The sequence below is a fragment of the Paludibacterium denitrificans genome (assembly GCF_009707705.1).
Classification (GTDB): domain Bacteria; phylum Pseudomonadota; class Gammaproteobacteria; order Burkholderiales; family Chromobacteriaceae; genus Paludibacterium_A; species Paludibacterium_A denitrificans.
The window spans coordinates 2393771-2408200 of the sequence record NZ_WLYX01000001.1 but is presented as its reverse complement, the minus strand read 5'-3'; the positions used below and the strand labels follow the sequence as shown (position 1 = coordinate 2408200).

Annotated in this window: 12 protein-coding genes and 1 pseudogene; 3 read left to right on the top strand and 10 right to left on the bottom strand. The window is 50.8% G+C overall.

Going from position 1 to position 14430, the window contains the following annotated elements; translation table 11 throughout:
- Positions 1 to 548: 548 nt before the first annotated feature.
- From GKE73_RS15615 to GKE73_RS15600, 4 genes are all read right to left on the bottom strand, one after another.
- The gene (locus GKE73_RS15615) at positions 549 to 1331 is read right to left on the bottom strand and encodes a DUF6602 domain-containing protein (protein WP_230370678.1); all 783 of its coding nucleotides are present in this window, start codon (positions 1329 to 1331) and stop codon (positions 549 to 551) included.
- A gap of 211 nt (positions 1332 to 1542) precedes the next feature.
- On the bottom strand, positions 1543 to 3093 hold the full coding sequence (locus tag GKE73_RS15610) for an SIR2 family protein (RefSeq protein WP_230370677.1): 1551 nt from the start codon (positions 3091 to 3093) through the stop codon (positions 1543 to 1545).
- Positions 3094 to 3472: 379 nt separating this feature from the next.
- Positions 3473 to 4003: a hypothetical protein gene (locus tag GKE73_RS15605; protein WP_230370676.1), complete on the bottom strand. Its 531-nt coding sequence runs from the start codon at positions 4001 to 4003 to the stop codon at positions 3473 to 3475.
- Positions 4004 to 4573: 570 nt separating this feature from the next.
- Positions 4574 to 5224, bottom strand: coding sequence for a recombinase family protein (locus tag GKE73_RS15600; RefSeq protein WP_446686337.1), 651 nt, complete (start codon positions 5222 to 5224; stop codon positions 4574 to 4576).
- A 268-nt stretch (positions 5225 to 5492) separates the two neighbouring features.
- Here GKE73_RS15600 and GKE73_RS15595 point away from each other — a divergent pair, with 268 nt between their 5' ends.
- Both GKE73_RS15595 and GKE73_RS15590 read left to right on the top strand, forming a co-directional pair.
- Positions 5493 to 5924: a hypothetical protein gene (locus GKE73_RS15595; protein ID WP_230370675.1), complete on the top strand. Its 432-nt coding sequence runs from the start codon at positions 5493 to 5495 to the stop codon at positions 5922 to 5924.
- Between the two features lie 527 nt (positions 5925 to 6451).
- Positions 6452 to 7585, top strand: a pseudogene (locus GKE73_RS15590) (IS3 family transposase).
- On the opposite strand, the gene GKE73_RS15585 reads toward GKE73_RS15590, so the two are convergent.
- Together GKE73_RS15585 and GKE73_RS15580 are read right to left on the bottom strand one after the other, a co-directional pair.
- Positions 7484 to 8305: a DNA primase family protein gene (locus tag GKE73_RS15585; protein WP_376767369.1), complete on the bottom strand. Its 822-nt coding sequence runs from the start codon at positions 8303 to 8305 to the stop codon at positions 7484 to 7486. The pseudogene GKE73_RS15590 and the gene GKE73_RS15585 sit on opposite strands and share 102 nt — an antisense overlap.
- Entirely contained in the window at positions 8242 to 8859 is a 618-nt protein-coding gene (locus tag GKE73_RS15580; RefSeq protein WP_230370673.1) for a hypothetical protein, read from the bottom strand. Before GKE73_RS15580 ends, GKE73_RS15585 begins: the two co-directional genes overlap by 64 nt.
- 1605 nt (positions 8860 to 10464) lie before the next feature.
- Here GKE73_RS15580 and GKE73_RS15575 point away from each other — a divergent pair.
- Positions 10465 to 10947, top strand: a complete 483-nt coding sequence (locus GKE73_RS15575; protein ID WP_230370672.1) for a hypothetical protein — start codon at positions 10465 to 10467, stop codon at positions 10945 to 10947.
- 194 nt (positions 10948 to 11141) lie between these two features.
- Here GKE73_RS15575 and GKE73_RS15570 read toward each other — a convergent pair whose 3' ends face one another.
- The 4 genes from GKE73_RS15570 to GKE73_RS15555 form a co-directional block, all read right to left on the bottom strand.
- Entirely contained in the window at positions 11142 to 11882 is a 741-nt protein-coding gene (locus GKE73_RS15570; protein WP_230370671.1) for a hypothetical protein, read from the bottom strand.
- Positions 11843 to 13153, bottom strand: coding sequence for a hypothetical protein (locus GKE73_RS15565; protein WP_230370670.1), 1311 nt, complete (start codon positions 13151 to 13153; stop codon positions 11843 to 11845). The genes GKE73_RS15570 and GKE73_RS15565 overlap by 40 nt, the downstream gene beginning before the upstream one ends.
- Positions 13154 to 13475: 322 nt before the next feature.
- Complete coding sequence (locus tag GKE73_RS15560; protein WP_230370669.1) at positions 13476 to 13859, bottom strand: prepilin-type N-terminal cleavage/methylation domain-containing protein; 384 nt, start codon at positions 13857 to 13859, stop codon at positions 13476 to 13478.
- Positions 13856 to 14230 (bottom strand): hypothetical protein, encoded by a 375-nt coding sequence (locus GKE73_RS15555; RefSeq protein ID WP_230370668.1) that lies wholly within the window; start codon positions 14228 to 14230, stop codon positions 13856 to 13858. Before GKE73_RS15555 ends, GKE73_RS15560 begins: the two co-directional genes overlap by 4 nt.
- Positions 14231 to 14430 lie beyond the last annotated feature (200 nt).

The following is a 14430-nucleotide window of genomic DNA, read 5'->3' as shown; positions in this document are numbered from 1 at the left end:
GTCGGTTGCCGCGTTGAGTTCCGAGTTACCGCGGGGATAATCCATTCGGTCGCACTGGAATACGTGAAATAGCGCATTACGTATAGGCTGCCTGAAATATGGAGCCCCGCGCAGGGGGTGGCATCCTGCCTGTGCGGCCAACCTCCCCGCCCTATTACGTATCACACAACGTCCCCAAGTAAAAAAGCCCGGACATAATCCGGGCTTTTGCCAACATTCTGCCAGCATTTAGCGCCAACCCATTGATTTCAAATAAATTGACGCTGGTTCGATTCCTTCTGTCCCTCGACATAATAACTTCATGATGTGTTAAGGAGAATGCGCTATTGCTAATAGCCGAAATTCGGCCGAAGCAGCCTATCACTTCATCAACCCAGTGTGGTGGCTCGGGGCCACATAGTGGTCATTGCTTTACCGTTTGTACTGGGTATCTGCTATTAGCCCCGGCTAATTCTTACTCCAGAGCCTTAACCTCCAGTCGAAATCGCTGAGAATGGACACTGGGTGGTCGGCTACGGAGCATGCGAGTGGATGAAACGGATAATTTCCTACTGCTCTAGCTCGATAAAAAAATCTGGAGGCGTGTTGCCGGGCTTAAGGCCCAGAGCATCCATAACTGATCCGATCGCATCAATGTACGGTCCCGGATTAAATGGCCTGATCGAACACTCCTCTGAGCTAAGAGTGTTCATTAAGCCAGTGACGAAGGCATATTCTGCGAATGGTGGCATTTTTGGAACGCACCGCATCCCGTGCCATTTCCCGCTCGCATACCACCAATAGCCTTTGCCCAAAACGCAAAGAACGGTACATGGTGGGGAGTTGTCTTCGGTATACCTGAGATACCGCTCCAGCTCATCACCAACAATATCAGAAGAAAATGCAAAGAGTACAGAGACGGGCATGGGCCCGCCGATCACTGACTCATTCGCGTCAGTTTTCGGATAAGACTTCAACTTGGCAAGTGCGCGGAATTTAGCATTCGCATCTTTGATCTCGGTCGCTGAAAGCGTCGATTTCACCTCAAACGCGTATCTCACGCACTCAACAGGAAAAAGGCCAAGTTGGCTGCTGAGCAAAACTGGCGCTACAGTCTTTTTATGAAAAACAACAATATCCGTCTGATCCGACTTGTTTCCGAGTGAGTCTATGACCTTCCCAGTACCACATCGAAAGCTTTGGGTTAGGAACGGCTCTACGCATTTCTGGGCTGCTAATTCACGTATCTCCCCTGCCAAGCCGTTATGGTCTGCATGGTGGGATAGTTTGTCGGCTTCTGCCTTGGCCGCTGCGATTAAACCGGTGATGTAGTCGAAATGTGGTGTGGTCATTATGTAGTGTGAATGTATTACCGCCAAACTTCCGGGCCTACTGATAGACCGACGGCCAAAGCAGTAACTAAACCAAAAGCGCTGAGCTTATTTTTTCACCAAAACGAGCAATCGCTGTTCAAATATACGAATCATCAGATTCAAAATTAGTAATTGTACACATCACAGCTTTAGATGTGTTAACTTAATGCGAGTAACCAATAACTGGGGCTTACCAGCCCCACTTAAGTTTGTCATATAGAGTAGCTAGCTTTCTGAAGTTACTCGCATAGCTAGATGTTGCGTAATCGAGCTTTTCTTCATTTTCGGTCAAGAACTGACGAAGAAGGTCAAGGTCGATCTTTTCGCGTGAAAAGAAAGGGATGTAAGCCGAGGCATTCTCCGGCGTACATCCATCGATAACATCGTACATTGTTTGATGGCGGTACTTTCTGAAGAACGGTGCAGAGTACATCTTGACGCGAAAGTCTTTGAGGTCTCGTTTGACCCATTTATCCAGAGCCAACCCACTCTTTTCGTAAGCTTCGGCACAATCAATCCCAACTTGCCGTAGATACTTAAAGACAGGTACATTCTGCGTGTATCTGCCAACTCGAGGAATAACGCTGTCAATAATCTGCCTTGCGTCGTAGCCCCCTTTCTCATGCAAGACATCGACAATTAAATCTTTCGTCTCGACTGCTGCATATCCAACTCCAGAAATTGCGTTCTCTTGATGTGATGCGACTCCTACTCCGACCAAGAACTCGACATCTTCTTTCCTGTCAATCGCATCAATGTCAACTACACAAAGCTTCTTTTCTGGCTCAGAAGACTGAACTAGTTCATACATTTGCTCTTTGCAGTAGCGCAGGACTCGAGCTGGAATTTTTCTCTTTGTGGCCTGAAGGGCTTCAAAGATTGGGATCCAATTATTTGACTTTACCAAAACAAGCGGTATTTGAACGCCATCAATTGTGATGTATGTATCCGATATATTGGCTTCTTCGCCATCAGCTTGCCGTTGAACAAATATTAAATTCTGCCGAAGTTGTTCGATATTTTCTTTCCCAATACAAAGTGAAATGGCTCTGAGCAAGCTAGATATGTTTTGGTCCGACAATGAATAACCAAGAAATACGACCGGGTGCTCGACAAAAATGGTAATTAGCTTTGCAGCAAGATACGCATTTCGCTCGTTAAATTGATCATAATCTTCATTGGTCAAAACTAGTGATGCGGGCAATGTCGAACACCCATGAATCTTGTATATCTCACCAATCTCTTGCGGATTAGAGAAAAGCAACTCGTTTTGACCTATGTACTTCCGATAGTCAGGAAAAAGTTGCTCGATAAACGTATCCCAGTTGGTTGTGATGATGCCATCTACGTTCAGTCCGGCCAATAGTCCAACTTCTTGTCCATAGTCGGAGTTCTTCGCTTTTCCTTGGTCAAGGGTCGAGAGGTAATTGCAAATTTCGATTCTCAGCGCCGAAGTTACGTTCGATATTTTTCCCTTGTGGCGCTCGACGCTGGCTTTGTAAGTCTCCGAACTCCACCAGTGCTTGTTGAAATCCTCTGCTAATAGACGGGCAGCAAACGGATAATTGCCATTTGCTGACGCAAGGTAGTACTCAAATGGATTCCCGGCTACGCAAAATCTGCTCAGGAGTCCTCTCCAGTCTTCTAGGCCAAGATAACGCCTTGAAAATCCAGACCCCACAAATAGAAATGGACCAGCGCCTCTATTCTTGAAAATTTCTTCGAGCTTATGCCTTATCACTGGGAGTCCTTCAAAAGGTGGAAAAATACACTCTGCTTGGACGAAGCCAACTTATGAGTGTCCGCTTGATGGAATAGCTAGACCTCATTGACGTTCAATAGATCTGAGGCATCAAGCCGGAGTATTGGGCAGAAAAGCAAGCGAGCAATAGTAAGTTCCAGCTTGACCCAAGGGGACTTCCTTGCGGCTGGTGAGTCGACGAGAAGTACCGCATGGGCCCGAAAAAGCTCACGCATTACTCTTAGTTGCTCCCAACGGCCCTGCTCTGGCTGAAGGCAATGAATGAAGGGGGTACTTATACTGTCAAGATACCGTCGCAGATGTTCGAGCATCTGTTCAGTAACAACTCCGTCGCGTCGCGAGTAGCTGACGAAGATTCTCATTTAATTAGTTTCCAAATAAAGAGCGCCCATACGATCAAGGCAGCACTAACTAGCACCGCATACAGCCACATCGAATGGTTAAATGTAGCTTCAAGTACACGTTTGAGTGCCGAGTGCGAGACGCGTTCGGGCGAAATAACCTTTTCACCTTGGGCAGTAACGAGGGTGCTGCCTTCTCGTGCCGCGAGGTGCTGGCGAATGGACTCCATTGTCCCTCGGAGTTTTACTTGGTAGAAGTAGCCAGTAGCGTCAAGGAACCAGAAACACAAGGGTATGACAAATGCGGCGACGAAGATTGAATGGTCTAGGGTGCCATTTGTGAATTTGACCATCAAAGTCAGCACAACAAATTCTGTTGTGACGCAGAATTTTTTAGTCTCAAAACAGAAGCTGCTGATCTGAGCGACAACTCCGTACAACTGATCGAGCAGCTTCCAATCAAGTTCATCCTGGAGTGTCTTTGCGTACGGTTTGTTGTCCATAGGGTAAGCGAGTTGTGAGTCGTGCATCAAAAGGTCTAACAGCATTTATACGAATATCGGTGCTCGTATAACGATTGATATCATTGACAACAATTATCACGCCTCCCCTTGGGGAGCAAGTAACTTGTCATATGAAGATCCGTATGATAACTATTGTCAGCCAAGTGCCATAGACGTGCATGCTCTACAGCCAAAGAGGCCCCACATGGGATATGGGTGCGACAAATCGAGCATTGGCTGCGTCTATGACCAGTGCTGATTCTAACTGGCCACGACTTAGGGCAACATCTTAGGGGCGATAGTTCGCGGGCTAGTGAGTGGAATACAGACCTTAGGCATCTGTGCAAGTGAGCGAACCGGTCTGTGGCCCAGACCGGACGCTCAGGGTAGGATGGGTGACCGACCGCTTTGGCCGAACTACAGCAGTTCAGTGAGTACATCCAAGATGACGACTTTGGGTCGATTTCCGCCATTCATGGTCAGGTGAGCAAGTAGCAGCACCTGAGTTGTGCTGTGGGCTTACCATTAGATGCGCAAATCCATGAATCACGTACGACCCGTGGCTCTGTTCAGGTCACGTGTTGGAAGTGTCCAAATGGGACACTTGGTGGTCGACTATCGCCTGCTCGCAGCTTGCAGGCTATAGAGGGTGGAACGCGACACACCGAAGTGGCGCGCAATCTCTGCTACCGACATTTCCCGGTTTTTCATCATGGTCAGTGCAACGCGCTGCTGTTTGCTGTCCAGTCGCGGCGGACGGCCACCCTTGCCGCCACGGGCCCTGGCTGCCTCGAGGCCTGCGAGGGTCCGCTCTCTAACGAGCTCTCGTTCGAATTCTGCCAGTGCCGCGAACAGGTGAAACACGAGCTTGCCTGCCGGACCACCAGTATCAACCGATTCCTTCAACGACTTGAACTTGACGCCTCGGGCCTCCGGGTCATTGACGATGTTGATAAGGTCTTGCAGGTTCCGTCCCAGTCGGTCAAGTCGCCACACTACCAGTGTGTCGTCCTTCCTCAATACCAAGAGGCAATGGACCAGCTCAGGCCGGTCGGCCGTCTTGCCACTTGCTTTGTCTGTGTAGATGCAAGTGGCTCCAGCGTCTTGCAGAGCATCCTGTTGCAGGTCGAGTATCTGTTCAAAAGTGCTGACCCGCGCGTATCCAATAACTGCCATTCCATCCCCTTTTCCGGACGTTGATTGTTGGAGCGGATGTTGAACATCCAAAGGGGTATAGCGCAGCGTGGCGATGATGAAGTGGCGCACGTCCAGAAATCCATCGTTTTCTGGACGGCCTGGAATGCTACAAACGAGAGGCCCAAGACGCCTCGCATAAGGCATCTTTAGGGAGAAGTCACCGCAATGGACTCGGATTGCTGAAATTAGAGGTGATAATTGGAGTTATCAGGAAAGATGCTTATATGCGGTGGGCCAGAACCTGATGGAGCGCAGTCCCCAGCGTGGCAGGTAGGACTTGTCATGGGGGCTCAAGGGCACTAGCCTACCCATTCCGATGGCTTGCCTCCCACCACTCATGCCTGAAATTATTTCCTTAGAGTTTGATACCAAAGGGGTGTCGTCAAAGGCGCTACAAGTGCTGAAGACGGCAGTATCGATTGCTCTGCAGAATCGTTGCGTCACGTTGCACCATGTGCCGATAGCCGACTTCTGTGAATTGGCTAACTTACCCAATACAACCAGCCCGGCACTGCTTAGTAAGCTGTTGATAGAGGCAAGGAAAGTTCTCGGTTCTGTTGAGGTAACGGACACAGATGGTGAGGACGAAGACCTGCCTTGGGGTAGCTGGCCAATATTCAATGAAACATACGTGTCCAATGAACATATTTCATTTGAGATAAGTCGCCCCATGTATAAACAGGCGGTACATGCCGCTCTGCTTGGCAGCAGTTCGAACTATCTGTCGACGTTGGGGGAGGCGCATGTCATCTCATTGCCGCCACGCTAGCGGAGCAATGCAAAATTGATGCAGCCCTCCGACATCACCCTATGGTCGGACAAGACTGGTAAGCGGGGGCTGCTCGGCAGAGAGACCCAATGTCGCACACGAAGCGTCTAATCAGGATGGACGCCCCGGTGTGTTGGCAAGCCAGTCAGTGCCGGAGCTTGGCTCGTTCTCGGCCAGCCGCTAGGGGCGCGGGGAGCGCAGCGTCCCCACATCAGCCCGGATAGTCAAACTTCTTGGTCACGAATAAACCCCACGATTGCTCAACGTTTCGAGCATGACCGGGGTGACCGGCAGCGCGAGCAAACTTTTTACCTGATTCTCTTCTTGTGTCCCTTCTGGAAGAGAAAGACGATGTATCTAAATTTTCCCATAAAGCCCGGTCCGGGCGGTCACGTCAAAAACCACCGCCTTTAGCGGTGGTTTGGCTGGCCGCGGTCACAGGTTAGTTGGTCACAACCGGACATTGCTGGACTGTCCCGTCCCCTGTAGGCAATCCTGCCCTATGATTTGAGCATAGGAGGATGTCCATGAGCACACAGCGTTTCACCCCTGAATTCAAAGAAGAAGCCGTCAAGCAGGTCACTGAGCGCGGCTACTCTGTTGCCGAAGTTTCTGCCCGGCTTGGGGTTTCCAGCCACAGCCTGTACAAATGGGTGAAAGCCGTCAGCCCGGATAACTCGGAGAAACAGGCTGCCGAGCTGATCGAGGCCAAGAGCGAAATCCTTCGCCTGAAGGCGCAACTGCGTCGCACAGAAGAAGAGCGAGATATTCTAAAAAAAGTCGCGCGGTACTTTGCCGGGGAGTCCGAGTAAGGTACCGCTTCATGAACGAGCATCGACATACCGGCCGCTAACGACCATGTGCCGTTTGCTGCAAGTTGCCCGTGCAGGCTTCTATCAATGGCTACACCGCCCCGAGTCTGATCACGCCAAGGAAGATGCCAGATTGCTGGCGCTGATTCGCGACTCTCGGCGAGCCAGTGGCGGGGTATATGGGTCACGTCGCGTTCTGGGTGACCTGCGCGAGATCGGTGAGGTATGTGGCAAGCATCGTGTCGCCCGAATCATGCGGCAGCACAGTATCAAGGCACAGCGCGGTTATAAGGCACCACGTCCCATTGCGGGGCGCCCTTCCTTGTTGGCCCCCAACCATCTGAATCGCGAGTTCACGACGTCACAGCCTGACCAGACCCGGGTGACGGACATTACTTACATCCGTACCGGCAGGGCTGGCTTTATCTGGCGGTGGTGATCGACTTGTTCTCACGCAAGGTGGTGGGCTGGTCAATGAAACCGACATTGAGCCGCGAATTGGCGTTGGATGCTCTGCTGATGGCACTGTGGCGGCGCAAACCTACTGGTCGTGTGCTGGTCCATTCAGATCAGGGCTCGCAATATGGCAGTGATGATTGGCGCCGTTTCTGCCTCTCCCACAACCTTGAACCCAGCATGAGTCGCCGTGGCAACTGCTGGGATAACGCTGTGGCAGAGTCCTTCTTCAGCAGCTTGAAGAAGGAGCGTATCCGCAAACGGATTTACAAAACCCGCGACTTGGCCAAGTCAGATGTATTCGATTACATCGAAGCTTTTTACAATCGAACCCGCCGCCACAGTCACCTGGGCGGCATCAGTCCCGAGGCCTTTGAGCGGGCCTCGGCGTGAGGCGGGCGTTTGTCTACTGCACCCGGGACAGTCCATGCAGGTTCTGATGCGGCCAGCCTTGGTCGTCATGCGTCCTTCTGTGACCGCTCCGATAGAGTCTGGCAAGCGCTTCCAGAACTTAGGCGATGCGACCGGCACCATCCCGTTTTCACGACACCAGCCCGCATAGTTGGCGTAGACGTCTGCCTTGGGGGTTTCGACAGTCGTTGTGAGTTCAATCCCAAGGTCGTGACCCCATGCCTGAACCGAGTTTGTTTCCGAACGGGCTGATTGCGCTGCGCTACGCATGGACGTGGGTATGACTTCGTCAAACCGACCTCGAGCAAGCAAGCGAAGCAACCCCTCTAGCGCCCAGTTCAGCACGTAAGCAAGCTCGCGGGTGACGATGCGCTTTGCCAATAACGGGTCACGCTCACTTTCGGGGACTTCGACTGGAAAGGGTACAACGTCGAAGCGTCGCCAAAAGCCAGTGGACTGGTCCGTCACAGCCGGAATGTGGTTCGCCAAAATCAGCCATTTGCCATTCACTCGCACTGTGATGGGGTCACGGTACTTGCGGTCAATCTGGACTAATTCGCCCGCAATCAGTGACTTCATAGCTTGCTCGTTGATATTCCGCTGGGGAGCTTCATCGCAGTAAATCAATGAGGCGCCAATCATGCTGGCCATGCGAAAACCATCCAGGGCATCCAGCTGGATGGCTGCGGTTCGTTCGTGCAAAGCCTGGACCAGGTTGGCGGGGAGCCTTTCCCATTCGCACCGGACCCCAACCAGATTTGCGCTCGTTGGAAGCGAGCATCCGGCAGTAGCGTGTAGCCGATGTACTCCTGCACCCTGCCCCGTACCGCTGAGTCAGGAAGGATGCGCTCAATGAAGGCGTTGAACTCAGTGGGGGCTGGCGCACCGGGGTCAAAATCACAGGAGAGGACGTGTCGTAGCCCCAGAGCCTTGTCATGCGGCTTGAGCACTAAACCGTGGTCCAAGTGCAAATATCCATTGCGGACCGGGATAACGGTGGTATCGGCAGGCTCGCCAATCATGGGGAGCCAGCGTAAGGCCGTTTGGTACGCCGCACGTGCGTTAGCTGCATTGACCGAACCACGGCCGTCCAATGCTATCCATTTGAGCGCCATACGCTCCCCCATAGCATCCTCAAGCGCTTTCCAATGGGTGCCGGTCCATTCATACAGCAGGCTATTGTCAGAAGCGTAGTTGCCAGACTTCTCTAGTTGTTCAGCGAAGCGTATGGGTTCGAAAGCAGGGAGCCGACTCATGCTTTGCTCCCTGTTTTCGTCATTACCGCTGACGCACTGCTAAGTGTCAGCCAGTCACTACGGACGGTTTGTGTCTGGCTCCCTGCCATTGAGCGGTGGTTGTAGACGGGTGTCGGGATGGGATGAGAAAAGGCACTTCGGTCGCGAGGCCACAACAATCGGTTCATGTATTCGACTTACGGAAACGCAGTCACATGACTGCTCCCGGTATAGCTCGAGATGGCCTGCATGATGAGTTCTGCATTGACCTTGGACGTATTGGGCTATTTGTCCGGCAGGGGCCGAGGAGGCGGCGCAGCAGCCCTCTACGTAAGGGAACCACCGGGACGCAATTCTTGCGCCCACCAGTCCTGTAACATTTCATTCGGGATAAAATCATCGCCTATTTATTGCTGACAATGGGCTGGGTATCACGCCCTACCACAGCGGCTCTTGTGAACGGATACCTCAACACCCAAGCCGATTCAATCACTGCAGCCATAGGTTAAGTGACTTAGTGATGAGTCCGATATCGCAGGCGAGGACGTCGCCTAGTCACCATCGGCAGCACTAGCTTGTGGGTGTTCTTAAGCGCAACGTCTAGGGAACTCCCAGAACCTGATGGAGTTCCCTCAGCCAAGCTAGTTGGCGTGCTGGTTTTCTTGAACGATGCGCTCTGGTGGCAAGGTACAAAATAGACAGCTCATTCGTTACGAATCCCGCGGCAAGCCGGGTACTGCGAGCAGCCCCAAAACGAATGGCCAGCATTGCCCCCCTGCTTCGCAGTACGGCGAACCCATCGCGCTACCGCATTTGGGGCACACGGGAGCATCTTCTCTTTAAAAGGTTGCCGCATGTTCGCGGCGACGGCGACGAACTGCGGAAACGCCTGCACCGACGAAGAATGCCAGTGGAACCAGATACTGCAGGACACCTGCAATTGCAGTCCACATTCGGTGTGTCATGGTAGATGTCAGGGTTCACTAACATACATACTATGAAGATGTTTGTTCATGGCTGACCACCAGTCAAACGGCACTGCATACCAAATACATCCACAAGCGAAGAGGCCAAGAGTCAGAAGCATTTGGCATCTGCAAAGGCTTCAGCTCATGGTTATAGAACACGCTTGGAGTATTCGATGACGCCAAATCTCCTCACCTACCAGCTTCCTCAGTGCTGTTTCAAGTTCTCCCTGAAGGTATCCCTCGATAGTCATCATGAATGCTATTATCATTTTCTCGTGTGAGGTACTGGTAGATGCACGTGCCTATACTATTTATCATCAACAAACAGACAACATCAATGGACGCCGCATCGCTCAATGACACCCTACAATACGAAATGCAGGGTCTAGTTTCAAACCTTCTAAGCCCACAGACTGAAGTCAGCCTCCAGACAACTTCACTGCCTATCCCCCCTATCAGTGCATTGGATACACCAATGACGCTTTTAGAGGCAGAGAGGCTCTATCCGTTACTACTCAAAGAGGTGATATCTCGCCTCACCAATAGCGAGGCCAGACCATGTGCTATTGAATTGGACACCAATATATTAGGGACACAAACCAAAGGCTGTAGGAACTTGGGGCTAGTACTTGCTCTCCCGCCGAGTTACGCCAAACAAATGGCATCCATTAGTACGCAGAAGCCGACCCTATCGCTGGCATGCGGAATTAACTATCTCTTCCGAGAGGTCTACTTTTGTTGGAAATCGGACCAGCTCAATGCCCCCGAAACTCATGACCTGTGGCTTCCTTTGATGGGCACACAGATTGTTGACGATGTCTGGCTGAACGATGCGAATGGGGACCAGTCGGATGCTCCAGAGGAAGAACGCTACAGTTGGACTGACGTACTGGTCATCTGCCAAGGAAGGATTGTGGCAGGGGGCTTTTGGACCAGCACAAGCGACAGTTTGGTGATGCAGGTCGAAAGTTCTCAATCAATCAATTTCAGACCTCTCCGATACTGGTCAGAAGAGGTTCTTGCAGGTGCCAGAGAACGGGCTGCTTACCTTGATAGCGTCACACCATGGTATGACCGGGAATGCATCAATGAAATGGGGCGGCGCTATCGCACACTTCTGTCCCTTACCAGAGACCTTTGAGTTGATTTAGTCAGTACCGATACTCAGGCAGGGAGAACACACCTTCTCAGCAGCCCCCCCTCCAATCAGCGCCCCATTTCAGAGGTGTCAATTTCCCACTCTACCCCCTGAATCTCTAAATTAGACCGCTCGGTTAGCTGGGAGAAGGTCACGGTTCCTTCAATAAACCTTATTGCTCTGACTATTGAACTGGTTTACAAGTATTTTGCCCAGATCGCTGTGGCACTATATGTGGTACTACCTGATACAGTCGAGGTGCTTCCTATACCCGTTGCAGCCTGAGAGGATGTAACGGAAGAGGTATTTACATATACACCACCGCTGGTTATGGATATTGGGCTAGCTACGTTCTGTCCTTCGTAAAGTCCACCATAAATTGTATTTGTTGCACCTGAGGTACTGATTGAAGTACCTGTAATTACATTGCCATAGAATGTCCAGCCCGATGCCGCCAGTGAGGTTTGTGCAACAACGGCATCATTTGCAAGACTTACTGAGCCTAAAGCAGTGGTAGAACTACAGACGTTTGTTGGCCACAGATTACCGCCACAAACAGAGGAGACTGCCGAAAAATTCGGGGCATAAATCTTGGAGCTACTAGAACCAAGGGTTAGAGAACCATTTACAAAAAAAGCACTGATCAGTCCAGAGCTGGCATTCCCCGTGGTACCATTTATGCTCAAATTCCCATCAAAGTAATAAATTCCCGGAGGCCAACTATTTATCCCGGTAAGCGTCCAACCAGATTTATTGGCTGTACTTGTTGTGAAGCAGGCATTATTACCCCAGCCACACTGGAAAAGCGCATAACCGTTTGACGTTTGCATTGTATTGCTTAGCAAATCATATGTACCAGAAATGTCGATGCCAGTTTTGGTCTTCACATTCTGTATCGTCACCATAGGGTGATTATTCGAAGCATCCAGAAAGAACACATAATTAGCTGACGATTTATAATCTGAGACATTAAATGAATTGGTTTTAACGTTGCAGATCGGTAGTCCAGGCAAACCGGTGCGTTACTGGCATCCACGCCAGTAACCAAATTTGGAATCTTCGCAGAATTACCTGCAGTATTTGTATATTTGCCGACAAGTTTGCCATTACTAATCGTCGGCAACGTGGATGCATTAACTGTCAAATTACCACCACCAATAAAGTTGGTGATAGTATTTGTGTACATGCTAATATCACTGTTTGACTTGAGAGTGGTATACGTTCCCGCCCCAACATTAGCTATGCTGATTGTATTTCCCCACATGGTTGTGACAGTGCCAGTAGCGCCCATGCTTATCACGCCGCCATACACACTGTTGTAAGTAAGGGAAATGGTATGGCCATTATTTGTTGGATAGGAATAAGTGGTGGAGCCACCAGATGTGAGTGTCACATTGATACTACTTGAATTTGATGTAACCGTAGAGCCAGATAGAGTGCCACCGACATTAGCGGTTCCAATTAAGGTACCATCAGAATAGACATTCACATTATAGGCACCAGCAGTAATCGCATTATAGGTGGCGTTGCCAGTTCCACTGATTGAAATATCCTTTGCGGCAAGCGTGACGTTCGACAGTGCCGTCATATTGGAGATGGTAATATCGCCAAGTGCACTCAGGGTTGAACCTGATGCTATACCCCCTCCAGAGAGGTTTATATTCCCTGTTGAACACCCCGCCAAGTTTGCCGATGAACCGTTGGAAACGCTGATATTGCCATTTACCGCAATATTGGCAAGTACAGCGCCATTCATAAATGACATTCCCCCACCCGTGTAGGATAGATCGCCATTAATGGTAACCGCGGGGGATATCGTTGTAGAGCTACTTCCAGTGGTACCCGACTGCGTAAGTTGGTAAATGACCTGAACGGTAGATGTCGCCGGACCACTGGTGCCTGTTACCGCCGCAGTCAGTTGTTTAGTACTGCTGTTGCACGAAGTGATGGCGGCCGACACTCCGGTCATGTTAACCGAAACACTAGGGCAAGACCCACCGCTAACCTGCGTATAGACGGCCCCCACTACGCTCGTGTTGTTTAGTGCCTGAGTGAGCGCCTGCACACCTTCCCATGCTTTGATCTGAGCTTGCGTAGTCGCATGCACGCTCATCTGCATGTCTTGGGCTCCACGCACTCTGAAATAGACGGTCATGGCAGTCGCCGTCATTGCCATGCCAACGAGTAAAACTATCAGCATGGTGGCCATGCCGCTCTGCTTCTTGGTAATACTGGGTGTTTTTCTGCGGTAATTGATTGGCATAGAAACTTAGTGGAAATTGGTCAGACAGGTCTGATTCTGAACACTCGCAGAGGCAGCGTAGCCTTGTACCACCAAGGTAGCAATATAACCTCCACTGGCTATAAGAGCTCCACTGGCAGCAGCTCCAGTGCCAAAAGGAGAGCAGCTGGCAGTTGAAACGGTAATGGTTGCACTCCCCACATTAGGGGCTGTAGGCAGTCTGACAGAGGGGGCGGTAATGATGCTTTGACTGGCTGCGCTGGATGCGGGAAGCGTGGGGGTTGAGCAGCTATAACCGGACGATGCAGGGCCATAGAAGGTTAGATTGTTGCCGCTGGCCACCAGAGCCCTGGCAAGTACTGGATGAGCTTTTCCAGACAATCGCGTTACCAGCCACTCCTGTCGATACAGTTGAAGAGGCTTGGTATACCTGTATGGCAGATCCATAAAGAGCCGTACCAGAGGCATAACCGTAGCCTGCATTTTGCAGCAAGCGATCCACCATGATGATCCCGCCACCAATCTGGCCATCCATGATGGCTCCGTAACCCGCTTCTGAAGAGCTTTTGGCAGCTGTTCTATACAAAGTCAGCATGGTCAGAACCACCAGTAACCCTACAACCATGCCGACCATCAACTCAATCAGCGTGAAGCCATCCTGTTTTTGTATCATGGAATAAATGTGATCAAGCCACCAATGTTTGATGAGGTTGCACTGGCGGTTGGTTTCGCAATGGAGATGTTGGTAATTGAAACAGTCCCCGAGCTGGTCGTAGCACTCGCGGAAATATTGGAGGTAATCGTGGCAGTGCAACTTCCACTTGCGATTGTCATGCTGGCCGTATTGCTACACCCTGTCTCTAAGTTGTAGCGGATCTGCTGAACAGCTAGTCCGTTTGCATTCATGTCTCGCTGAGCCACAGCAATCCGACCACAAACAAAAACCAGTCCCATCCCTATGACTGTCGTCAGAACAATAGAGATCAATCCTTCAAGCAGCGACGTGCCGTACTGCCGCTGGAGGTTGGTTGGATAGCGTTTCATGGGTAATAGAGTTTAGATAGAGCATTGCCAATACACTTACGTGAAGATACATGTTTTCCATGCAACTACGCTAACTATATTTCTACCGTTATCTTGCGGACATTCAATCTGCCCTTGCGTACCAGATTCGTCATGGCTGCGGACAACGTAGAAAAGAACAGACTAACTCGCCACTGCCAATCGTCCACTTCGGCGGAATG